This is a genomic window from Burkholderia sp. MSMB1072, from assembly GCF_001524725.1.
GTDB lineage: Bacteria > Pseudomonadota > Gammaproteobacteria > Burkholderiales > Burkholderiaceae > Burkholderia.
The window spans coordinates 1-21,573 of sequence record NZ_LOYC01000040.1; the positions used below are offsets into that span (position 1 = coordinate 1).

General features: G+C 62.4%; 31 protein-coding genes and 1 pseudogene. 7 read left to right on the forward strand and 25 right to left on the reverse strand.

Annotated elements, in window-relative coordinates; genetic code table 11:
* Positions 1-108 precede the first annotated feature (108 nt).
* Positions 109-534: a F0F1 ATP synthase subunit epsilon gene (locus WS89_RS21280; RefSeq protein ID WP_059793281.1), complete on the forward strand. Its 426-nt coding sequence runs from the start codon at positions 109-111 to the stop codon at positions 532-534.
* A gap of 110 nt (positions 535-644) precedes the next feature.
* Here WS89_RS21280 and WS89_RS21285 read toward each other — a convergent pair whose 3' ends face one another.
* The 16 genes from WS89_RS21285 to WS89_RS21360 all read right to left on the reverse strand — a co-directional run bounded on the left by WS89_RS21285 (position 645) and on the right by WS89_RS21360 (position 7,660).
* Complete coding sequence (locus WS89_RS21285; protein ID WP_059793284.1) at positions 645-1,037, reverse strand: hypothetical protein; 393 nt, start codon at positions 1,035-1,037, stop codon at positions 645-647.
* Entirely contained in the window at positions 1,034-1,315 is a 282-nt protein-coding gene (locus tag WS89_RS21290) for a hypothetical protein (RefSeq protein WP_059793286.1), read from the reverse strand. Before WS89_RS21290 ends, WS89_RS21285 begins: the two co-directional genes overlap by 4 nt.
* 3 nt (positions 1,316-1,318) lie before the next feature.
* Positions 1,319-1,579 carry a hypothetical protein gene (locus WS89_RS21295; RefSeq protein WP_059793289.1) on the reverse strand — a complete coding sequence of 87 codons (261 nt, stop codon included), beginning with the start codon at positions 1,577-1,579 and terminating at the stop codon, positions 1,319-1,321.
* Between the two features lie 71 nt (positions 1,580-1,650).
* Positions 1,651-1,944, reverse strand: coding sequence for a hypothetical protein (locus WS89_RS21300; RefSeq protein ID WP_059793291.1), 294 nt, complete (start codon positions 1,942-1,944; stop codon positions 1,651-1,653).
* A gap of 22 nt (positions 1,945-1,966) precedes the next feature.
* Positions 1,967-2,386, reverse strand: coding sequence for a hypothetical protein (locus WS89_RS21305; protein WP_059793292.1), 420 nt, complete (start codon positions 2,384-2,386; stop codon positions 1,967-1,969).
* A complete protein-coding gene (locus tag WS89_RS21310; RefSeq protein WP_156440587.1) occupies positions 2,383-2,682 on the reverse strand; it encodes a hypothetical protein in 300 nt (99 codons plus the stop codon). The genes WS89_RS21305 and WS89_RS21310 overlap by 4 nt, the downstream gene beginning before the upstream one ends.
* Before the next feature lie 28 nt (positions 2,683-2,710).
* Positions 2,711-3,079: a hypothetical protein gene (locus WS89_RS33910; RefSeq protein ID WP_156440588.1), complete on the reverse strand. Its 369-nt coding sequence runs from the start codon at positions 3,077-3,079 to the stop codon at positions 2,711-2,713.
* Positions 3,060-3,521, reverse strand: coding sequence for a hypothetical protein (locus WS89_RS21320; protein ID WP_156440589.1), 462 nt, complete (start codon positions 3,519-3,521; stop codon positions 3,060-3,062). Before WS89_RS21320 ends, WS89_RS33910 begins: the two co-directional genes overlap by 20 nt.
* Complete coding sequence (locus WS89_RS21325; protein ID WP_059793301.1) at positions 3,512-3,733, reverse strand: hypothetical protein; 222 nt, start codon at positions 3,731-3,733, stop codon at positions 3,512-3,514. The genes WS89_RS21320 and WS89_RS21325 overlap by 10 nt, the downstream gene beginning before the upstream one ends.
* A 1-nt stretch (position 3,734) precedes the next feature.
* Positions 3,735-4,097, reverse strand: coding sequence for a hypothetical protein (locus tag WS89_RS21330; RefSeq protein ID WP_059793303.1), 363 nt, complete (start codon positions 4,095-4,097; stop codon positions 3,735-3,737).
* On the reverse strand, positions 4,097-4,423 hold the full coding sequence (locus tag WS89_RS21335; RefSeq protein WP_059793305.1) for a hypothetical protein: 327 nt from the start codon (positions 4,421-4,423) through the stop codon (positions 4,097-4,099). The genes WS89_RS21330 and WS89_RS21335 overlap by 1 nt, the downstream gene beginning before the upstream one ends.
* Positions 4,424-4,435: 12 nt before the next feature.
* Positions 4,436-4,846 carry a hypothetical protein gene (locus WS89_RS33915; protein WP_156440590.1) on the reverse strand — a complete coding sequence of 137 codons (411 nt, stop codon included), beginning with the start codon at positions 4,844-4,846 and terminating at the stop codon, positions 4,436-4,438.
* 254 nt (positions 4,847-5,100) lie between these two features.
* On the reverse strand, positions 5,101-5,340 hold the full coding sequence (locus tag WS89_RS21345; RefSeq protein WP_059793309.1) for a hypothetical protein: 240 nt from the start codon (positions 5,338-5,340) through the stop codon (positions 5,101-5,103).
* Positions 5,337-5,618, reverse strand: a complete 282-nt coding sequence (locus WS89_RS21350; RefSeq protein ID WP_059793312.1) for a hypothetical protein — start codon at positions 5,616-5,618, stop codon at positions 5,337-5,339. Before WS89_RS21350 ends, WS89_RS21345 begins: the two co-directional genes overlap by 4 nt.
* Complete coding sequence (locus WS89_RS21355) at positions 5,615-6,265, reverse strand: hypothetical protein (protein ID WP_059793313.1); 651 nt, start codon at positions 6,263-6,265, stop codon at positions 5,615-5,617. Before WS89_RS21355 ends, WS89_RS21350 begins: the two co-directional genes overlap by 4 nt.
* Positions 6,266-6,571: 306 nt before the next feature.
* Positions 6,572-7,660: a hypothetical protein gene (locus tag WS89_RS21360; protein WP_156440591.1), complete on the reverse strand. Its 1,089-nt coding sequence runs from the start codon at positions 7,658-7,660 to the stop codon at positions 6,572-6,574.
* A 274-nt stretch (positions 7,661-7,934) separates the two neighbouring features.
* Between WS89_RS21360 and WS89_RS33920 the strand changes: the two genes are divergently transcribed.
* Positions 7,935-8,225, forward strand: a complete 291-nt coding sequence (locus WS89_RS33920; RefSeq protein ID WP_156440592.1) for a hypothetical protein — start codon at positions 7,935-7,937, stop codon at positions 8,223-8,225.
* Between the two features lie 397 nt (positions 8,226-8,622).
* On the opposite strand, the gene WS89_RS32895 is transcribed toward WS89_RS33920, so the two are convergent.
* Both WS89_RS32895 and WS89_RS21370 read right to left on the reverse strand, forming a co-directional pair.
* Complete coding sequence (locus tag WS89_RS32895; protein WP_179949879.1) at positions 8,623-9,849, reverse strand: DUF6402 family protein; 1,227 nt, start codon at positions 9,847-9,849, stop codon at positions 8,623-8,625.
* Positions 9,850-10,319: 470 nt separating this feature from the next.
* On the reverse strand, positions 10,320-10,799 hold the full coding sequence (locus WS89_RS21370; RefSeq protein ID WP_156440593.1) for a hypothetical protein: 480 nt from the start codon (positions 10,797-10,799) through the stop codon (positions 10,320-10,322).
* A 121-nt stretch (positions 10,800-10,920) separates the two neighbouring features.
* Here WS89_RS21370 and WS89_RS21375 point away from each other — a divergent pair.
* The 5 genes and pseudogenes from WS89_RS21375 to WS89_RS34275 form a co-directional block, all read left to right on the forward strand.
* Positions 10,921-11,193: pseudogene (locus WS89_RS21375) on the forward strand (PKHD-type hydroxylase); the annotation flags it as partial.
* An 83-nt stretch (positions 11,194-11,276) separates the two neighbouring features.
* Positions 11,277-11,516: a type II toxin-antitoxin system Phd/YefM family antitoxin gene (locus tag WS89_RS21380; RefSeq protein ID WP_034204466.1), complete on the forward strand. Its 240-nt coding sequence runs from the start codon at positions 11,277-11,279 to the stop codon at positions 11,514-11,516.
* Complete coding sequence (locus WS89_RS21385) at positions 11,513-11,908, forward strand: type II toxin-antitoxin system VapC family toxin (protein WP_034206140.1); 396 nt, start codon at positions 11,513-11,515, stop codon at positions 11,906-11,908. Before WS89_RS21380 ends, WS89_RS21385 begins: the two co-directional genes overlap by 4 nt.
* A 415-nt stretch (positions 11,909-12,323) precedes the next feature.
* Positions 12,324-12,908 carry a nucleotidyltransferase family protein gene (locus tag WS89_RS21395; RefSeq protein ID WP_059793321.1) on the forward strand — a complete coding sequence of 195 codons (585 nt, stop codon included), beginning with the start codon at positions 12,324-12,326 and terminating at the stop codon, positions 12,906-12,908.
* A gap of 172 nt (positions 12,909-13,080) precedes the next feature.
* On the forward strand, positions 13,081-13,221 hold the full coding sequence (locus WS89_RS34275; protein ID WP_175888605.1) for a hypothetical protein: 141 nt from the start codon (positions 13,081-13,083) through the stop codon (positions 13,219-13,221).
* Between the two features lie 48 nt (positions 13,222-13,269).
* Here WS89_RS34275 and WS89_RS21400 read toward each other — a convergent pair whose 3' ends face one another.
* The 7 genes from WS89_RS21400 to WS89_RS21430 all read right to left on the reverse strand — a co-directional run bounded on the left by WS89_RS21400 (position 13,270) and on the right by WS89_RS21430 (position 21,336).
* Complete coding sequence (locus tag WS89_RS21400; protein WP_059793323.1) at positions 13,270-14,028, reverse strand: SDR family oxidoreductase; 759 nt, start codon at positions 14,026-14,028, stop codon at positions 13,270-13,272.
* Positions 14,025-15,572, reverse strand: a complete 1,548-nt coding sequence (locus WS89_RS21405) for an FGGY-family carbohydrate kinase (RefSeq protein ID WP_059793324.1) — start codon at positions 15,570-15,572, stop codon at positions 14,025-14,027. The genes WS89_RS21400 and WS89_RS21405 overlap by 4 nt, the downstream gene beginning before the upstream one ends.
* Positions 15,573-15,601: 29 nt before the next feature.
* A complete protein-coding gene (locus tag WS89_RS21410; RefSeq protein WP_059793326.1) occupies positions 15,602-16,690 on the reverse strand; it encodes an alcohol dehydrogenase catalytic domain-containing protein in 1,089 nt (362 codons plus the stop codon).
* A gap of 46 nt (positions 16,691-16,736) precedes the next feature.
* The gene (locus tag WS89_RS21415; protein ID WP_059793329.1) at positions 16,737-17,744 is read right to left on the reverse strand and encodes an ABC transporter permease; all 1,008 of its coding nucleotides are present in this window, start codon (positions 17,742-17,744) and stop codon (positions 16,737-16,739) included.
* A complete protein-coding gene (locus WS89_RS21420; protein ID WP_373558394.1) occupies positions 17,731-19,395 on the reverse strand; it encodes a sugar ABC transporter ATP-binding protein in 1,665 nt (554 codons plus the stop codon). Before WS89_RS21420 ends, WS89_RS21415 begins: the two co-directional genes overlap by 14 nt.
* Positions 19,314-20,255 (reverse strand): substrate-binding domain-containing protein, encoded by a 942-nt coding sequence (locus WS89_RS21425; protein WP_059502651.1) that lies wholly within the window; start codon positions 20,253-20,255, stop codon positions 19,314-19,316. The genes WS89_RS21420 and WS89_RS21425 overlap by 82 nt, the downstream gene beginning before the upstream one ends.
* A 121-nt stretch (positions 20,256-20,376) precedes the next feature.
* Positions 20,377-21,336 (reverse strand): AraC family transcriptional regulator, encoded by a 960-nt coding sequence (locus tag WS89_RS21430; RefSeq protein ID WP_059793330.1) that lies wholly within the window; start codon positions 21,334-21,336, stop codon positions 20,377-20,379.
* Positions 21,337-21,573: the final 237 nt, after the last annotated feature.

A 21,573-nucleotide genomic window follows, 5' to 3' on the forward strand; every position in this document is an offset into this window, starting at 1 on the left:
ATGATCGTCGACGGCGAGTGCGACCACCTGCCGGAACAGGCGTTCTACATGGTCGGCACGATCGACGAAGCCTTCGAGAAGGCCAAGAAGATCCAGTAAGGGGCTGATATGGCAACCATCAAAGTAGACGTCGTCAGCGCGGAAGAGCAGATCTTCTCGGGCGAGGCGAAATTCGTCGCGCTGCCGGGCGAAACGGGTGAGCTGGGCATTCTGCCGGGCCACACGCCGCTCATCACCCGGATTCGTCCGGGTGCGGTGCGCATCGAAGTCGAGGGCGGCAACGACGAATTCGTGTTCGTCGCGGGCGGCATTCTCGAAGTGCAGCCGGGCGCCGTGACGGTGCTCGCCGATACCGCGATCCGCGGCAAGGACCTCGATGCGGCGAAAGCCGAGGAAGCGCGCAAGCGTGCCGAGGAAACGCTGCAGAACGCGAAGTCGGATCTCGACCTCGCGAAAGCACAGTCTGAGCTTGCGACCGCGATGGCCCAGCTTGAAGCGATTCAGCGCCTCGCAAAGATTCGCAGCAAGCACTGACCATACGTCGATAGTGCACACGGTAGGCAGTCGCTTCGCCTATCGTGCGCCAGCATCGCCGTGGAAGCGCGCAGCAACAAAAAGGGGAGCCAGTCGGCTCCCCTTTTTCTTTAGAACAGCGTGGCAAGTTCGTGTGTTACCCACTGCAATACGTCACGATTGGCTAGCTCGCGAACTTCGGCGTCGTCGATATCCTTTCGGACCGAATGATGATAGTCATGTCGACTCTGGAGCGGCGCCAGTCGGTGAAGATCCAGACCTGTCAGTTCGATCGGATCGGCCACCTTCAGTTTCGAGAGGACTTCTCCGATATATTCGTGGTTCGAGCCGATCCGCACGATGTCGTAAAGCGTTTCGGGATGCAGCAGCGCTCCTACCGCGCAGTGGCAGGGCTTGCCGTCAACGACGACCTCATACGCCGGCTGCCCGGAGAACTCATTGTTCAGCGCGAGGACGCGGATTCGCTCGAGCGTGCGACGGATGGTGAGAATGCTCTCGGTCATGCTACTGCCTCCAGTTCAAAGCCCGTTGCTGTGCGGATCGCTTGATACTCGTCCGGGTTGTTGTCCCGCACGAACTCGATTGCGGATCGGTGATAGGCACTTCCCTCGCGGGCCTTGTCGGTTACGAATTTCCACGCAGAGTCGTCGTCCAGGAACACCTCGTCCTCGTCGATTCTCTGGAGCTGCCACCGGCCGTTATCACTACCCACGCAGTCGAAAATGCCCCACCCCTCGCCATCTGCTTGCGCGTTGTTGAACTCGGTAATGTTCTCGTTCATGGCTCACCACTCAATTTCGACAGATTCGATCGCGTCCTCTGCGAGGAAGAGTTGGCGGCCGATCGGGCCGTCGTCCTTACCTTCCACAGGCTCGAGCGGCCACAAATCGAGGCGAACGACACCCGATTCCTTCACCGACTTCTCGTCACTGTAGACGCCGGCGCGATACGACTTTCCGGTCTTCGTCTCGATGCGGAACAGGAACCCCGCTCCCGAGTGGATGGGCTTGTCGGCTTCCCGCAGCGCGGCTTGAATGACGCTCATGGTTCAATCTCGTTGTGTTTCGATGGTTCTATTCTCGCGATCGTCACCTGGACCGATCGCGGATACTTCTCTCACGCTGCGGCGAGCAGTCGCGCCTGCCACGGGTAGGGTTCGAGCGGCACGCCGTATTTCTTGCAGAGGCTACGCGCCAATGCCGCCGCCTCCCGCTCGGTCGGACAATCAAGGCACCATTGAGCCGTGCGATCTTCAATGCGGTAATAGACGCCATACAGGTCGGTGCTGTGGTCTGCGCCTTCACTCTGCCCCTCCGCGCTATCGCCTTTCAAGGTGACCGGCAGAATTTGGATTGCCACGACGCGGCCAGCGGGCGCCTGAGTCAAATCGAATTCGGGGTGGTTCGCCATCCTTCTTCCTTTGATTGCAGTGCTATTGCTTGAGCGCGAAAATGCTCTCGTCGCGCGGGTTCTTCCAGCCAGGCGCCGACCAGCCCCATACTTCGCGGCTTCTGAATTCCCACGTGGTGTAGAAGGGGCTGTGCTGGATGCACGGCATGATGTCGCGCGGATCAGCGTAGAGCGCCGCGAAAAACTCTTCCTTCGTGACAACGCGGAATCCCTCGGGCACCGTGACTTCGCCGCCGATAACACGTCGGACGACGACATGCTCGGCCACGCTGTAGAACGCGGTCGCTTCGTCGTCGCCCTCGAATGTGATGCGGAGCTGATGGTCGCGCGTCCCGTGCGACACATCGACCACAAGACGGCCATCCGGCCATGTCGGGCGCATGATGATCCGATCGCCCGCGCGAACCTCGTTCGCCGTCACACTGATGTCTTCCGTCTTCACGTCGTTGCCCCTTTATTGATCAGCCTGCCAAGTTCTCGAACGGCGGCGTCTAACTCCTGTCGCTGTTGGGCGCGGACAACTGAGACGCATGCGCGTTGAAGCTCAACAAACCGGCGCGTAAGGCTTTCGACCGATTCATCAGGTAACGTGGATATGACGGCCTCGAAGCCATGACTGTTGAATTCGTTCTCGAGGAACGACGCCATATCGAAATTCGGTTCGACATGCGAGCCAAATGTCCGCTCGCCAGCCGGCGTCGGCTTAGGTCCGTTTGGTTTGACGAGGATTGCTTTCATTGTGCTGTTCGTGTTCGTTGCGACATGGTCAATTCTCGGGATCGGCCTGCGGAACACCATCAGCGACGTGCGGATACTTCTCGAAGCACGGGCCATAGTCCCTGTCGACCCATGCGTCGATGGCACGCTTGCACCATTCGCAGTAGTAGGCACGCGTCGACCGGTTCCACCAGACGATGCCTTCCCCGCGCGCGTCGCATGCGCTGCGATTGCACTTTCCCTTGAACAGCCCTTTGCCGTGCTGATCCACTTCGTCACGCAACACTACGACAGGGCGATTACCGCGAATCTCGTAATACGCGCCCTTTAAGGCGTCGTGATTCCGCGCGATCGACACCCTCTGCCTCGCGGAGATACGGCTGTTGAGCAACTGGCGCTCACGTTTGGTCAGGTGCATTTGGCTCTCTTCGATTCTTGAATTTCTCGTTCAACCACTTCCGGAACTTGGCGTCGCTCTCGGCCTTCTTGCGGCGCTGCGCGACCTCCCACGGGGCAAGCTGTGTGATGGGCTTGATCGGCTCCCGCGGCGCACCGCAATTCCGCGCAATCTCGTCTTCGACCATCTTGATGACCCCGCGAATGCGCGATGCCCACATCACGTTGTCCGCGTGGTTTGCCCGGATCACTTCCCCGAACTGGACGTCCGCCTGTGCGCGTTTCTCCACATCTGCAGCCTGGCTCGCGATGTCCTTTTCGGTGTCGTAGTGGTGAAGGCTTGCAGCCGTCATAAGCGAGCGAAAATCACTCCACTGAATCCCTGACAGCGTGACTCGCCCGTCCTGATGAAGTCGCACGCGCGGCACCATGCGATGTCCTTTCCGGCATTTCTTCAATCGCATGCCCCCTCCTCGATCTGCTCGAGATAGCACGGCCCGCGGCGCCGGCCATTCTGGTCGTCCCATTCGAACAACTCGGCGAGCCCCTTGAACACCGGGGAGATCGCTTTGAATTCGCCCGTGCGCTGCCAGTGGTCGGTGTCGAACAGGAAGTCGCCCGTCTCGCCGCTCGTGATATCGCGGCACTGAATCGCGTAATTGGTGAGGCACGCCATGTCAGTCGGCCCCGTTCTCGCCGAATGCGCGATCTGCACAGTTGCCGCACAGCCCGTCGTATCCTTCTCCGCCCGTGCTGTCCTCGCCGCACTCTCTGCATGCGTCGTCATCGTTCGGCATCCAGACCCATGCCTGGATCCATTTGCCATCGGGTGCTGGCGAGACGATCGCGCCATCGTTGATTTCGATGTCGTCGCTATCGTCGGTGTAGGCCCTGCGCGCGGCATGGAGCAGCTTGTCGTCCGCGAACTGCAATTCCAGATAGGCAGCCTTCAGCTCATCGGCTGCGGGTTGGGCGTCTTGGAGGATCGCGATGCTTTTGGACTGCGCCAGGTAGTCGCGCAGTGCGTTGAGGACTCGCATTACAGATCCTCCCATTTGGTCGCGCCTACCTTACGGTATTGCATGATCGTGCAGCCCGCGTGCGGCATCGCCCAATCGAGCGGTTCAAATGCCGCATCCTGATCGGCGTCATCGAGTGCCAAACAGCGGCCCGTGTAGCAAACGTTGCGGTCATCGTCGAGCAGTTGGAACTCGTCGTTGAATTCAGGGTGCTCAGCAACAAAGCGATCCGTCGCTTCCTGTCGAAGCTTCGGGTCGCGGATGGCAACGATCGAATCCATGGTTGTGTATCGACCAGTGCCAACCTGCCCGTCTCCGAAGTGGTCTTTCGTAACGATCCAGAACATCGTGTCTTCCTCTCAGAACAGTTTGGCCGGGTGCGCGCCAGCGCCGAGATCGCACCACTGCAGCAGGCGTTCGTATTTCTCGGCGATCGACGGGTGACCCGCCAGGAACGCTGCATAGCCGGCCCGCGTCATGTGCGACGGCTGGTGACGCGCGGTGTAGAAGTAGGCGTTGCCGCGAACGTGGCCGGCCAGATCGGGGCTTTCGACGTTCCAGTGCTTCAGGTCGTAGCGGCCGGCATACTGCGCGCCGTTCTCCCACTCCACTTCGAAGTCGCACTTGTCGTAGGCGCCACAATCGGGTGCCGTGTTCGCCCACGTCCGAAGCTGCGAATCAGCAGCGGCCCACGAGTTAACCTCGACCCATTGGAACGAAGTGAGCCCCTCCGCGCGACGCAGGCGGATCCTGGTAACTGCAGCTTTCATCGGTATATCCCGCGTTGTGTTTCGATGTGTCTATTGTCCCGACCTAGCGATGGCGCTCTTCAGGACGTCTGCGAACGAAACGGGCACGTAGCGCTCTCCGTTCCACTCCTCGAGGTCGGCGACCTTCGCATCAGTGCAGCTGCGGCGCGCCTCTCGCATGGCATCATCGACGTCGGTCGCTCCGATCATGATCCAGCCGAATCTGCCCTTACAGCGGTAGCTCCTGAGTCCAGCGGCAGCAAGTGGGAGTTGGCTCATGCGGAACCTGCCTTGAACGCCCAGCAGGACCAGCCGGTGCCGTCGGTCATATTGACGATCACCCGGCCGACATCCGCGAGCGCGAACACGTAGCTGCGATGGTTGTGTCCGAGGTAGTGCGGCCGTGTCCTACCGATGTCGCACACCTCAACCTCAAATTCCTGATGAAGTGCGGCAGCGACTCTACCCCAGGCGTTGCACGCCACGACCCGCATCGGTTCATTGAGCTTCTTCATGCGTGTTCTCGGAACAGTTCGGTCAGTTTGCGATCGGCGAATCGGCAAAGCTCGCCGATGTAATCCTCTCGATCCAGTTCGTCTGCCTCCCACAACAGGTCGAATTCGTTCGCCCAATCGATGAACTCGTCCATCAGGCCGCGCGATCCGTTCAGTGCGTCGATTACCTTTCCGCACAATGTCGAGTCGGTGCGCGCCCAACGATTCCCCGCCTCGAAGGCGATGTCCGCGAGAATTTCCTGCTGGCGCTCGAGCGCTTCCTTCGTCAGCTCAGTCATTCTTTTGCCTCTCCGTGCTGCGCGAGCACCGTCAGGATTTTCTCGGCCAGTTCGGCACTGACCCAGCGAATGTCGAGGCTGCACTCTCGGTTCGTGTGGAGCTCGAGGGTCGCGGAGTAGCCGGCCGGCGTGTTCATGCGACGCAAATGCAGCCGCCTATTATCACGACTGTCGGGCGTCCAGCATTCGCCTACGATGCCCGCAAACTTCTGCATCGCGGCGTCGCGCTGCGCCTCTTCGTCGGCTTCCTTCTTCAGCTCAGCGCGGACGAGGCTAAGTGCCGACAGGTAGCCCGGCAGCAGTCTGCGCGCGATATCGGCGGCCACCTGCCCCGCAGACTTGGTGAGGGCGATCGTAATCTCGGAGACGTAGCCGATCTGCTCAAGCTGGCTCTTTTGCAGGTAGCTTCCGGCGGCAGCGATGTGGCCGCGCCTGCTTTGGCCCAACTGATTGAACGACGGCGTTACGACAAGCCTGTCTTTCGCGCGATACGGAGAAAAGCGCAGCAGGATCTGGGCATCGGGATCTCGCCCAGGCAAGGAGACGTAGAAATTGTCGTTCGGGCAATTCAGGCTCGTCGGCGTAGCTACGCCGACGAGCGCTTCAGCAATCGCCTGCGCTTGGCTCGTGTAATCGGTCGTGGTCATTTCGATTCGGTGTTGTGTTGCGATGAATGAATTGTCGTGACGCGCATGCGGCGCTAGTAAGTCATCGCTAATATATCCATTGTAGTGAGGCACGACGGACTTTCCGCAAGTTTTTACGGGATTGACGCAAGAAGTTGCACACTCGGATCGTAGAGACACGCTCGGAGTAGCGTTGGCGACGGGCTATTTCGTCGTGAAGGTAGACAGGTATGGGATGAGTGCGGGCTGGTGGCCCGCTCGCGGCGCAGCGCGCCGTGGCGTCTGTTCTGCGCGAAACAGGGGGGCCGAAGCCCACCTGTTGTTTACTTACTCTGCCAAGGTCGTTTCACCAGCCGGCTCTGCGGCTGCAACTTCGGGCGCCACGCCCGAGCCGCCGTGCTTCGCGAGCGCCGCCATCAGAAGCAGCGATTCCGGGTTCGGCGAGAACGCCCCCTTCTCGCCCGACGGCATGAGCATCTTCAGCTTCTCCATCAGCGTGACCGTGTTGCGCCCCATCGAGCGCGCCGCGCTGACCGAATACGGCTTAGCGATCAGGTTCTTGTGGAGGTTCCCGTTCTCCCCGGTCGTGATCTTGCCGTCGGCCACCAGCACATCGAGCGCTCGCTTCAGGATCTCGTTCGGCTTCGCGGCCTTGCCCGACACCCAATCGATCAGGAGCGATGCACGGTTCTTCACCTTCATGCCCATCCCGTCGATGATCGCCAGCGTCTCGTCCTGCTTCGCCTTGAGAGCGTCGCCCTCGAGCTCGGCATCGGCCACTTCCAGCACGAGATAGTTCCCGAGGTTGTCACCGTGCCGGGCCTTGATCCGATCGAGCTTGTTCGCGTAGTGGACGCGCGGGGTGCGCTCCCGCTTCGCTGCAGCCGCGTCGGGATCGGCGGTGTTCTCGGCGACCTGCGCCTTCAGATCATCGGCAAGCGCCTCTTCCGCGATCAAGCGTTCCTTTGCAGCCTCTTCGTCCGTCATCGCAGGCAGCGCCGGCGCATCGGGCGCGACCATCGCGTAGTGCTCCTGTGTCTCCACCTGAGCAACGATCTCTGCGAGCGGAATCGCGTCGGCCTGGACAGCAGCCGGCGGCTCGATCGCCGCGAGCAGCGCGCCCAGCTCGGCGTCCGCATGGGCAGACGAACCGGCCGCCTCCGGAAGTTCGATGACTTCGCCTGCGTCAGCAACCAGAGCCGGCTCATCCTCGATTTCCTCGACCATCGGCTCGGCCGCCTCCTCGACCAGCGCAGCGCTCGGGCTGGCGACGTTGGTGACGTCGAGTGCCGTCAGCAGTTCGGCAAGTTGCGGATCCATCCCTGCTGCGGACGCGTCAACCGAACCCAACATATCGAGTTGGATCGATTGCGGGGCGGCCTTCTTGTTCGAACGGCGGATGCGGGTGGCTTGCATGGTGCTCTCCTGAGTCAGTAAATTGGTGACGCGCTCGCGTCATGGTTCAATTGTGCTGATCGGGTAGAGGCGCGTAATGCGCAGCGCAGGATGCTTTCTCTGCCCGGTCTTCGTCGCGCTGTTCGCTGCGACAGAGACAAGGTTAGAGAGCAAGTATTGGCGCGAGTCCTGCGTGGTAGGCTGCGTATTGCTGATTGAGAATGCGCGTGCGTGAGTAGCAATCGGAAGGCAGGCGAGGCACAATGTCTGAGCGTCCAACCGTCAGGAGCGAATTATGACGAACAATGCCGAGGTCTTCGAATATGTTCCCGCACCGGGAATCGTAACTTCATGCAAGATTGAGCGCGGAAGCACCAGTGACATTTTCGAGCGAGTCACCGTAGAGGTAAGTCGGGACCGGTTACCTCCGAACAGACATAATCTCGGGCCAGATCGAATTCAAGCAACACTGCACTTTGCAGCAAGCGGCGAATCAGTAAATGCCGTCCAGCTTAACGCCCTACGTCAGGCTATCGTCGTATTGCAAGCTACGATTTCCGATCTGGAATCCAAGGGTAAAATTTAATTAAAAATAGGCAACCTAGCTCGAATCCAATCCCATTTGGATGGAGGGATGGTCAAGTGCTTTTCGTAACTCGATTGATCGCTTACATCAATATATCGAACCGAATCCCCCTCATACTCCAAGGGCTCGTGAAAGGCACTGCCAGCATACCAATTTACAGAAAAATACCTTCTCGCCAAAAGTTCGCCATCGCCACCAAATACCTTTAGCTCGATTTTATCGTCCGTCCCATCCTGATCGTTCCCGCCCGTCCCGCACATTTGAAAACGATAAGTGACACCGTTAATGCTTTTTACCCCTCCATTTAACGTATCCGGTCGATTATAAAAATCGCATCGCCCGAAGGCAGGTCGAGTAAAGTGAACGAACAGCCCAGCCCCAATATACAAGACCAAGACTATGCCAATGAGTTTGAAGGCTCTACTCTGCATATTTCACCAAGTTTAATTTCGATCGGCTTTTTCAATTTCAAATAGACCGGCTTCGAATATATCATAAAATCGCCACCACGATGATGCTTCTCGCGCCACCGGTTGTAATCGGCGTTGTGAACTGGGAAATAAACATCAGACTCCTTGAACTTCCCGATTAAACTCTTTCGTATGTCCACGGGCTTATCGAGCGCCTTCATCCAGATATCAACATCAGAATCTCGCTTCAGCGAACTGAAGTCAAAAAGCACCGATCCGGGCGCGATAATTACCCCATGCTTATTCCAGTGCCCCAAATACTGCTTACCGTTAAACGAATAATTATCCTTCACATAGACGTATATGTGCGTGATTTTCGCCACAGCATTAAGACAATACAAATTGGTTGTTTTTTCATATTTGAAATATTTTTCAGCCGATATTTCAACATTCCCAACGGCCGCATAGATATTGAAATTTGCCAGCGCCCCCGTCAGATCATTTGGGGCGAGATTTTCGAGCGTATCCCAATTGCCGATTGGCAAATATTGAAATTGCCAATCTGTGTGGAATTTGAGTAAATTTTTCACAAATGGCGCCGTGTTGAAGCTGAACGACGAATTTCTGTCATTAAAAAGCTTCGAGACAAATGGCGCAATCTTTTCTTTCGCTATAGCTACCGACCGCTCACTATAGATATCCTCGCTCAAAAATTTATCATATTTTTGACGAACGCTTCCGAACTTCAGTGTCCAATCGAGGGTAACGTCACTATCGTCAATTGGCTGAATCGACTTTGGATCGTCGTTATAAATGTGCTCAGGACTAGCGAACCAGATGCGCGCCAGTTTGGCAGACACCTTCCATCCCAATTTGTCCATCGCAATTGGCACATCCTGAAGATCAAAAGGTGGCGGATTCTCGCACACCTCTGCTTCGGCCTGCTTAGGCGGAACATCGGCTTTAGATGGGGCAGCTTTTGGAGCCTGTTTCGGCGCAGGAGGCTGCTTCGGCGTCTCTGGTGCTTTGATAACTGGTTTGGGAGGCGGCGGAGGCGGCGGAAGCGGCTTTTCTCCAGGTGCCAACCTGTCAATAGATACAGTCTTCTGAGTATCAAGAGGAATGCACCCTTGAGCGCCTTTATACTCCTTCAATTCTGACTTGAGCAAACCCTTTTGCGGTTTGTAGTAAGGAGTTTTCTTTACATCAGCCATAGATACATTCGATTGAAAATCAATTAACTATTTCGATTCACGCAACGATCAATAATACTCTCAGCAAGCGGTCGCTTGCCGACGCTGAGAAAATTCCCATCCATTCGGCTGCCCCGTCAACATATCGCACTGACTATTACCCGACATGGCGTCGGTTGTCGAGGAATTCATGCTGACTTGACCAAATGTAACATTCACCTTCCGGGCTTACCTCGCAGAATTACGAGGTCTTATATCAAAATGAACCGATCACCAACTGCCTTCCCGTGGATCGATAAATACTTCGTATTCCACGTCCTCCCAGCACTCCTCGTCCTCATTCTGGTTCATCGGGTTGCCGGGGTGCGTGCAGAATGAGCACGGTGGCGAGAGAAAGCAGGTGCAGCCCCGAGTGGCGCAGTCTCTCTCGAATTCGTGACGCTCTGCTTCCGCCTCCTCGGTCAGTTGGCGGACCTGGTGCCTAACCAGCATTACCAGCTGCCGGCAATGTCTGCGACCTCGTCATCCATGCCTCGCACATCGACAGCGTCGGGTGGTGGCGGGACCAGAAGATTCCCACGCTCAACGAACCGGCGGCCACCCTGACCGTCCGACGATGGAAGCCATTCGCAGCCGGCGTAGCGCACCAGGATGTCCTCGTAGGCGTCGATCAGTTCTTGCTCGCTACGGAACTCGCGGGACGCCGTCGGATCTGGCGTGCGCAATGGTTTTTCCAGCAGCCGCCCTTCTCCGTCGGTCGTGACGATGTTGACCACCGACAACACAAACGGCTTCCAGTGCTGCTTGGGAATGCTCCCGCCGTTCTTGATCGCGCCGGACCACTCGGCCGTGACATTGATCCGCTCGTTCTCGAACTCACGGACGATCGCGTATTCTCGATCCGAGCGGAGAGTCTTCCAGTCCGCCGCCGTGATCGGAAGACGATCACGGCGCATGTATGTTGTTGCCATTACTACACCTCAACTCAAGAAAATTAACCATTCGCTTATCAATTATAGTCACGCGAATCTGGCCCTTAGCTGTCTATAATTGGCGTAGGTTTTGGCGTAGGTTTTTGGTGAATTCAGGTGCTACGGCGTGCATCGCGCGAAGCTGCCGGCGGGCGATCTCGTGCTGTATCCGGCGTCGAGCCTGCATCACGTGACGCCGGTGACGCGAGGTGAACGCGTCGCGTCGTTCTTCTGGATCCAGAGCATGGTGCGCGACGATGGCGACCGCACGCTGCTGTTTCAGCTCGATACGCAGATTCAGGCGCTTTCCGCCGAAAAAGGGGCGAAGGATCCGGTGGTCATTTCATTGACCGGGATTTATCACAACCTGTTGAGGAAGTGGGCGGACGCGTAGCACGAGCCGGTCACGCCCCGGCGCTTGCGCCGCGTCGAAAAGCGGGTCTAAAATGACCATCGTCAAATGACCATGCTCATATCATGATGCCGCACGCTCCCGTATCGAAATCCGAATTCAAGGCTCGCGCACTCGAATACTTCCGGCTCGTCGAGGCGTCGGGCGAGAGCCTGATCGTCACCGACCACGGCAAACCGACGCTCGAGATCCGGCCGTATCGCTCGCGCGAAACTCAACCGTTGGACATATTGCGCGGTTCGGTCATGCGCTACGACAATCCTCTCGATCCGATTGCGGAAGATGATTGGGAGGCGTCGCGGTGATCGTGCTGGATACACATGCATTGGTGTGGTGGGTAGCGGGCGACCCGGCGCTCAGCAGGAAGGCGCGAAGCGCGATCGATCGTGCACGGAGCGAAGGCGCGCTCGCCGCATCCGCCATCTCCGCGTGGGAAATTGCGATGCTGGTGCGCAACGACCGCCTCGCACTGACGATGGATGTCGACGCATGGCTCGCCACCGTCGCGCAGATCGACGGCATGCGCTTCGTGCCGGTCGATGCCGACATCGCCGCGAAATCCACCGATCTACCCGGCACGTTCCACAAGGATCCGGCCGATCGCATGATCGTCGCGACCGCGCGGCGGCTCGGCGCGCCGCTCGTCACCCGCGACGAAAAAATCCGCGCGTACGCGCACGTCAAGACGCTCTGGTGAGCGTTGCCCGCCCCGTGGGTCGAACCGCGGCGCACCTTCCGCCAGACTCCAGCATATTGGCGATTCGTCTGACCAAACGACCGCGGCCGCCCCTCTCGATATCGGTGCGTGGCCGCAACCGTCCTCGTGCCATTGGCCCGCTACCGTGATACCGCTCTCCGATGCCGCCGTCCGGTCGATCGCCCTGCGGGCGTCGCACGAACGGTTCGTCGATCTCTCGTTCGGCGATCGCCATTGGGCTGTCATGCAGAACGAATCGCACGCAATTTACGCTCCTGTCGACGCAAGCATGCTCGACGTATCGTCGCGATGACGGTTTTCCCGATCCGACACGCGTGACCCGGTAACATCCTCACTTGCCGATCCGCGTGTGCTCCCGCACAATCGCAGCACCTGCCTCACTCCCCTCGCGCCGATGTCCTATGCGTCACTCGCCACCGGCGTCCTGCTCGCCGGCGGCCTTGGTCAACGCTTCGACCCGAGCGGCCTGCACAGCAAGCTGCTCGCTCGGCTTCCCGACGGCACGCCGGTGGCGGTGGCGGCCGCCCGCCGTCTCGCGGCCGCCACCGCCGACGTGATCGCCGTCGTGCGTCCCGGCGCCGAAAAGCTTGCGATTTTGCTGAACGAAGCCGGCTGCCAGGTCGTTTATGCACCCGACGCGTTGCGCGGCATGGGCGCGAGCCTCGCGGCCGGCGTCCGCACCACGCCCGACGCGAGCGGCTGGCTCGTCGCGCTCGGCGACATGCCATGGATCGCGGCGTCCACTTACGAAACGGTTGCACGCGCGCTCGAAGCCGACCACGCGTCGATCGTCGCGCCCGCGCATCGCGGCGTGCGCGGCCATCCGGTCGGTTTCGCCGCGCACCATTTCGATGCGCTCGCCGCCCTCGACGGCGACACGGGCGCCCGCGCGCTGCTCGCCAGTGCACCGGTGACATTGCTCGACGTCGACGACCCCGGCATCCTGCGCGACGTCGATACACCCGCGGATTTGCGCTGACGTCGATTGCGCAGGCCCGCACGTTCCCGCACGAACCCCGCCGATCGGCGGATTTCCGCGACGATCGACCACCCGCCGCAAGAATCCCGCTGCAAACCCGCGCCCGATTGGCTATAACGGAGACGAGGCGCATCCGCCGCGCCACCGCCGTCACGCACCGCGCGAGTTCTCCATGAGCGATCACACGACCCCGACGCCCGAGCCACCGGCCGACCCGAACCGCGATCCGGAAAACGATCCGTTCTCGTCGCCGCCCGGTCATCACGACAACCCGCAGCAGCCGGACGAACCGCCGAGCAAGGATCCGGTCTAGCGCGCCGGCCGCTTTGCGAACGCGACCCGCTCCTCGCGCGACTGCGGTCTAGCGTGCCGTATAGCCGCCGTCGATCGGCAGCGACACGCCGCTGATCATCGACGCCGCATCGCTCAGCAAAAACAGGATCGGTTCGACGATTTCGTCCGGCTCCGCGAATCGGCCGAGCGGAATCGCGGCCAGCATCGGCGCGCGCTTCTCCGGGTCGCTCCATGCGAACTGCGCCATCGGCGTGAGCGTGACGGTGGGGTTCACGCTGTTCACACGAATGCCGTGCGGCCCGAGCTCGATGCACAGCACGCGCGTGATCGCGTCCATCGCCGCCTTCGACGCGCAATAGCTCAGATGCGCGGGCAGGCCGACGAGCGCGGCCTGACTCGACACGTTGACGATGCTGCCCCGGGCGTGCGCCGCGCCGCGTGCGTCGCGCTCGATCATCTTTCGGGCCACGGCCCGCGCGACGAGCGCCGCGCCGCGCGCATTGACGGCCATCACGCGATCGAAATGCGCGGCGCCGACATCGAGCGCCGGTTCGAGCGACGCGATCCCCGCGCAATTGACCAGGCCGTCGAACGCGTCGTATGCAGCGAGTGCGGCATCGATCGCGCGTTCGTCCTCGCCGACATCCATGCGCAACGTCTCGCACGCAATCTCGCCGGCGAGCATGTCGAGCGCGGCCATGTCGCGCCCCGCCGCGACGACGCGCGCGCCGGCGTGCGCCAGCGCGACCGCGCACGCGCGGCCGATTCCGCTCGATGCGCCCGTGACGAGCACCGTTGACCCGCCGAAATCGAATCGTGTGTTCATGATGGTGTGCCCAGCCTGTGCATGATCGGCTTGAGTGCCGGATACAGCGCCGTATACAGCGAAAAACGCGCGTCGTACGTTTTCGCGCGGTCGGCATCGGGCCGTGCGCGCTCGACGAGCGTGACCCAGCCGCCCTGCGCGTCGTCGCGCGACACGAGCCCTGCTCCGACACCCGCAAGCAGCGCAGCCCCCATCGCCGCTTCGACGTCCTGCTCGATCGTCCATACCGGGAAACCCGTCACGTCCGCGATGATCTGCATCCACAGCGCCGAATGCGCGGCGCCGCCGACGACGATCAATCGATCGTCCAGCGTCACCGCGCCACGGCGGCCAGCCTCGATGTTGTGGCGCAACGCGAACGCGACGCCTTCGAGCACCGCACGATAAAGATGCGCACGCGTATGCGCGAGACTCAGCCCGACGAACGCGCCGCTCGCCTTCGCATCCCACACCGGGCTGCGCTCGCCCATCAGATACGGCAGGAACAGCACGCCGTCGGCGCCGGCCGGCACACATTCGGCCGCTTCCTCGAGCAGCGCATGCGGATCGCCGTGCGGCAGCAGGCGCGCCGCATCGACTTCCGCATGGCAGAACTGATCGCGAAACCACGCCACCGACGCGCCGGCCGCGATCGCACCGCCGAACACGTACAGGTCGCGCTGCCCGTCGAACACGTGCGGCATGCTGACGAGGCCATGCCGCGCATCGACGTGCCGGTTCACGTAGCCCCAGCACATGCTGGTGCCGATCATCGCGACGTGCTGCCCGGCACGCGTCGCGCCGGCCGCGAAGGTCGCCACCGCCGCATCGACGCCGCCCGCGACGACGGGCGTGCCGGCCGGCAGCCCGAGTTGCGCGGTCCATTGCGACAGCAGACCGCCGACGATGTCCGTCGAATCGACCAGCCGTTCCGGCATCATCGTCGCCGGAATGCCGAGCATGTCGAGCGCGTCGTCGGACCATTCGCGGCGTGCGACGTCGTACACGCCGCCGATATTGCCGGCCGAACTGTGATCGACCGCCACTTCGCCGGTCAGCAGGTAGATCACGTACGCGTTCGGCGGCAGGAAGTAGCGCACGTTCGCCCATACGTCCGGCCGCCGGTCGCGCAGCCACAGCATCTTGGTGAACCCGTAGTAGCTGTCGACGCCGTTGCCGGTGATCACGCGCAGCCGCTCGACATTCACGTGCTCGTTGACCCAGTCGACTTCCGCGGTCGCACGCCGGTCCATCCAGATCAGGCACGGATGCAACGGCCGCATGTCGATGTCGACCGGGATGCCCGAGCCGCCGTACAGGCTGCTCACGCACACCGCACGGATCGCATCGGCCGGCACGCCCTGCGCACGCGCATCGCTCACGCAGCCGGCGATGCAGTCGAGCACCGCGTCGAACCACACCTGCGGCCACTGCTCGGCCCACAGCGGGCGCGGCGTATCGGGCTGGTAGCCGGCCGAGCGCCGCGCGACGATCGTGCCGCGCCGGTCGACCACCAGCGCCTTGGTGCTCTGCGTGCCGATGTCGACGCCTATGACGTATTCCATGATGTCTCCGGTGAGGCGCGCGCCGGCCGTCAGCGGGCCGGCTTCAGCAGCACCTTGATCGATTCGGGCGATTTCGCGACGCGGATCGCATCGTCCCAGTCCTCAAGCGCGAAGCCGTGCGTGACGATGCCCTTCGACGTGACGAGCCCGCGCGCGAGCAGGTCGATCGCGACCGGATAGCAGTATGGCCCGAGATGCGCACCGCGCACGTCGAGCTCCTTGCGATCGCCGATGATCGACCAGTCGACGGTCGCATCCTCGCCGAACACGCTGAATTCGACGAAGCGGCCGAGCTTGCGGATCAGGTCGAGCCCCTGGTTCACGCCGACCGGCGCGCCGGTCGTCTCGATGTAGACGTCGCACCCGTAGCCGTCGGTGAGACCGCGGACGATCTCGCGCGCATCGTCGCGCCGCGGGTTGATCGTCACGTCGGCGCCGTACTGCCGCGCGAGTTCGAGCCGTTCGTCGATCAGGTCGATCACGACGAGCTTCTTCGGCGTCTTCAGGTGCGCGACCTGCGTCATCATCAGCCCGAGCGGGCCCGCGCCCGCGATCACGACGACGTCGTCGAGCTGGACGTCGCCGCGGTTCACCGTATGGATCGCGCACGACAGCGGCTCGATGATCGCCGCATCCTCGAGCGATACGCCAAGCGGGATCTTGTGGACGATCGCGGTCGGCGGAATGCGCATGTACTCGGCCATTCCGCCGTCGGCGACTTCGCGCTGGAAGCCGAAGATGTTGTGCACCTCGCACATCCAGTACTGGCCCGACTTGCAATAGCGACACTTGCCGCACGGCACGATCTGCTCGGCGATCACGCGATCGCCCATCGCCACGCCGAAATGCTCGGCCGCGCCGTCGCCGAGCGCTTCGACATGGCCGAAGAATTCGTGGCCGGGGATCACCGGCGCCTTCACCCACGGGCTCGGTCCGCCCCAGAACATCTTGGCGCCGGTATAGCACTTGCAGTCGCTCGCGCAGATGCCGCAAGCGGCGATGCGGATCACGAGCTCGTTCGTCCCGGGGTGCGGCTTCGCGACCTGTTCGACGCGATAGTCCTCGGGGCCGTGGCAGACGACCGCGGTCATGCGCGGCTGGGCTTCGGGTGTCGTCATGAGTTGTCTCTTTTTCAATTGATTCGGATAACCGATGGATCGATCGTTACCGCGATCGCTCGCGGCTGATGTAGATCGCGAGCAGGATGATTCCGCCCTTGATCACGTTCTGCACGTACGGGTTCACGCCGATCATGTTGAGCCCGTTGTTGAGCACGCCGAGCAGCAGCGCCCCGACGAGCGTGCCGAGGATCGCGCCGCGCCCGCCGGAGATCGACGTGCCGCCCATCACGACGGCCGCGATCGCGTCGAGCTCGAAGCCCACGCCGGCGTTCGGCTGCCCGCTCATCAGACGCCCGGTCAGCACGATCGCGGCGAGTGCCGACGTGACGCCGGCCAGCGTGTAGACGATCAGCTTCACGCGCGCGACCCGCACGCCGGTGAGCCGCGTCGCCTGCTCGTTGCCGCCGATCGCGTACACGTAGCGGCCGAACGGCATCCGGTCGAGCAACAGCCACGCGATCGCATAGATCGCCAGCATGATCAGCACCGGCGTCTGGATGCCGAGCACCTTGCCGCTGCCGAAGAACGCGACCCAGTCGGGCAGCCCGTCGATCGGATAGCCGCCCGTGTAGATCAGCGCGAGGCCGCGCGCGATGCCCATCGTCGCGAGCGTGACGATGATCGGCGGCATCCCCGCGAACGCGACGAACACGCCGTTCAGGAAGCCGAAGCCCAAGCCGACCGCGATGCCGATCGCCAGCGCAGCGGCCGCGTTGACGCCCGCGACCATCAGCCCGGCCGCGAGCGTGCCCGACAGCGCCATCACCGATCCGACCGACAGGTCGATGCCGCCCGTCAGGATCACGCAGGTCATGCCGACCGCGATGATCGCGTTGATCGAGACCTGGCGCAGCACGTTTTCGAGGTTCGCGGCGGACAGGAAGCTCGGGCTCGCGACCATCATCGCGATGCACACGACGACGAGGCCCACGAGCGGATAGAACAGCGTCGAGCGGCGCAACCGGGCCCACATCGCGCGGGGCGGCGGCGCATCGGCGGCCGTGGCCGCGAGCGTCGTGGAAGGCGTGGAAGAGGAATCAGGCAGGTTCATGGGTCGCTCCTCGCGTGCCGGCCGTGGCATAGGTCATGACCGTGTCGGGATCGATCTCGTCGCCGGCGAGCGTCGCCTCGATGCGGCCCTGCCGGAACACGGCGACGCGATCGCACATGCCGACGATTTCCGGCAATTCGGACGAGATCATGATGATGGCGTAGCCGCGCGCGGTGAGTTCGCGCATCAGCCCGTAGATTTCGGCTTTCGCGCCGACGTCGATGCCGCGCGTCGGCTCGTCGAAGATCAGCACCGACGTGTGATGGTTCAGCCAGCGCGCGATCACGACCTTCTGCTGATTGCCGCCGGACAGCGTCGCGACCTCGGTGTGGATCGACGGCGCCTTCACGCCGACGCGCCGCATCACGTCGTGCGTCGTACGCGCCTCGCCGCGCCGGTCGATCAGCCAGCGCATCGACCGGTACTTGCCGAGATTGTTCAGCGAGATGTTGTCGCGAATCGAGAACGACGTGACGAGCCCTTCCGTCTTGCGGCTTTCCGGCAGGAGGCCGATGCCCGCGCGCAGTGCGTCCGCCGGATCGGCGAGCTTCGCCGCCGCGCCGCGTACGCGCAGTTCCTTGCGATGCGCGCGTGTCGCGCCGATCACCGCGAGCGCCGTTTCCGTGCGGCCCGAGCCGACCAGCCCCGCGAAGCCGAGGATCTCGCCGGCGCGAAGCGCGAAGCTGTTCACCGGGCCGTCGCGCTCGATCTGCAGCGCATGGACGTCGAGCACGACCGGCGCGTCGGCCGGCAGCGCCGGCTTCGGCGGAAAGCTGCTTTCGATCCGGCGGCCGACCATCATCCGCACCAGTTGCTCGACATCGGTGCGCGCGACGTCGGTCGTCGCGACGTACTGGCCGTCGCGCAGCACCGTGATACGGTCGCACACCGCGAAAATTTCGTCGAGATGATGCGAGATGAAGATCATCGCGACGCCCTGCCGCTTCAGCTCGCGCATGATCGCGAACAGGTGCTCGGCCTCGGCCGGCGTGAGCGTCGCGGTCGGTTCGTCGAGGATCAGGATGCGCGCGTCGAGCGACAGCGCCTTGCCGATCTCGACGAACTGCTGCTGCGCGACCGACAGCGCACGGATCGGCGCATCGAGATCGATCGCCACGCCGAGCCGCGCGAAGATGGCCGCCGCCGCCGCGCGCATCCGCTTGCGATCGCGCGCCCCCCAGCGCGTGCGCAACTCGCGGCCGAGGAACAGGTTGTCGACGGCATCGAGGTGCGGAATCAGGCTGAATTCCTGGAACACGATGCCGACGCCGGCCGCGACCGCGTCGTGATAGTCCGCGAAATGGCACGCGGCGCCGTCGATCTCGATCGTGCCGGCATCCGGCTGGTGGATGCCGCACAGGATCTTCATCAGCGTCGATTTTCCGGCGCCGTTCTCGCCGAGCAGCGCATGGATCTCGCCGCGCGCAATCTCCAGATCGATGTCGGACAGCGCCTTCACACCGGGAAAGCTTTTCGTGATGTGGCCGAGCCTGAGTATCGTATCCATCGGCTTCTCCGTGCGAAGGGCGTCGGCCACGCCGCCGCCCTTCGCGTCGCATCGCACGTCGTTCACCAGCTGAAACCCTTCGCGTTGCCGCGATCGACGACCTTCACGTCGACAGGAATCGCCTTCGGCACCGTCGCGCCCCACTTGCGCGCGATCGCGATGCCGAGCGCGATGCGCACCTGGTCGGCCGGGAACTGCGCAGTCGTCTCGACGAACTTCGAATTCGGCTTCTGGATCGCGGCGATCGCCTCGGGCGCGCCATCGACGCTCGTCAGCTTGATGTCCTTGCCGGACCCCTCGATCGCGGCGAGCGCGCCCATCGAGCCGCCGTCGTTCACGCTGAAGATGCCCTTCAGGTTCGGATGCGCGGAAATCATGTTTTCGGTGACCGACAGCGCGGTCGCGCGCTCCTGCTTGCCGTTCTGCGTGTCGACGAGTTTCACGTTCGGGAATTTCGCGAGCCCGGCCTTGCAGCCGCGCACGCGCTCGAGAATCGGCACGACCGGAATGCCGTCGAGGATCGCGACCTCGCCGCTGCCGCCGATCGCCTTCGCAAGGTATTCGCACGACATCACGCCCGCGTCGTAATTCTTCGAACCTACGAACGAATCGACCGGGCCGTTCGCGTTCGCATCGACGGCCACGACCACCGCGCCCGCCTTCTTCGCTTGCGTGATCGCCGACTGGATGCCGGTCGAATCGGTCGGGTTCACGAGCAGGATGTCGATCTTCTTCTGCAGCATGTCCTCGACGTCGCTCACCTGCTTGCTGACGTCGTGATGCGCGTCGGTGACGACGACCTGCGCGCCGATCGACGCGGCCGCGTCGTTCAGCGCCTTCTGCATCGTCACGAAATACGGGTTGTTCAGCTCCTGGAACGTCATGCCGATCCGCAGTGGCGCCGCGTGGGCGGCGGCGGGCAGCAGGGCCGCGACGGCGAGCGCGGCAACGGCCGCCAGGCGGGCGGCGCGACGGGAGGATGAAGCGGGCGATGCGTGCGTCATGACGGTGTCTCCTGAATTGTGTGCGGCTTTTTCGTGGATGAATGCGCCCCTCGCGACGTGAGCGACGCGATCGGCTGGGTAAAACGACGGAGCAAACTCGGGGCGGGCGGCGGCCCGGCGATCATCCGGGCTGCGGCGCGAGCTCGGGTGCGCCGGGTGTCAGCACGCGCGGCGGCAGCGGGTTACCGGTGGGCGCCGCATGCAGCGCCAGCTCGCGGCTGCGCGCGTTCAGGCGCTGCAGCGCACGGAATTCGGACGGCGCCATCCCCTTCACCGCGCGGAACTGGCGGTTGAAGTTCGACACGTTGTTGAAGCCGGCCTGGAAACAGACGTCGGTGATGCTCGCGTCGTCGGCGAGCAGCATCTGGCATGCGGATTCGATCCGCAGACGATTCACGTACTGGACGAACGGCATGCCCGTGTGGCGATGGAACGCACGCGAGAACGCGCTGACGCTCTGCCCGGTCAGTTGCGCGAGATCGGATTCGCGCAGCTCGGATGCGAGGTTCTTGCCGATATACGACAGCGCGTGACTGAGCCGCGTCGGCGTGACGTCGGTCTGGTCGTATGCGGGGCTCGCGAGCAGCGTGCGCTCGGCCGCGCCGCACAGCCGCTCGAGGATCGTCATGAACAGCGCGATGCGGTGCATGCCGCGCGCGGTCAGCAACGCGTCGAACAGCGGGGCGATCGCGGCGCTCGTCGCCGCGTCGAAGCCGACCCCGCGCCGCGCATCGTCGAGCAGCGTCTGCGCGTCGCGGCATTCGGGAAACGCGTCCATGCAGCGGCGCACGAAAGACGGATCGAACTGGATCACGAGATTGCGCCGCTCGACGGTTTCGCCTTCGGCCATGTCGCTGACCCAGTTGTGCGGCAGGTTCGGGCCGAGCAGCACGAGATGGCCGGGGCCGAACGAGCCGATGTGATCGCCGACGAAATACTTGCCGTGCGTCGCGACGATCAGGTGCAGCTCGAATTCGGGATGGAAATGCCAGCGGATCGTGCGATACGGATAGCCGTGCGACCAGACCTTGAACGACTCGTCGCGTCGCACTTCGACCACTTCGAGATCGGGGTGCATCATGTTGGCGTCTCCATTCCCATGTATCGCTGGCCGGCCTGTTCGGCTCGTTCGCGTGTCCGCCTGCGGTTTCGCGCGACGATGCGGACCGGTCGCATGGGAAGCAATGTAGGTCGATCGAGCGCGCGGCTCCACCAACTTTACGCCTGATTTCCGATACTTTTTTGCACGATCCGGCCGCAAACGGCGCCGGACGGCAAATTTGTTGCGGCGCGGAATCGCGCGGACGGCCGCCCGCGC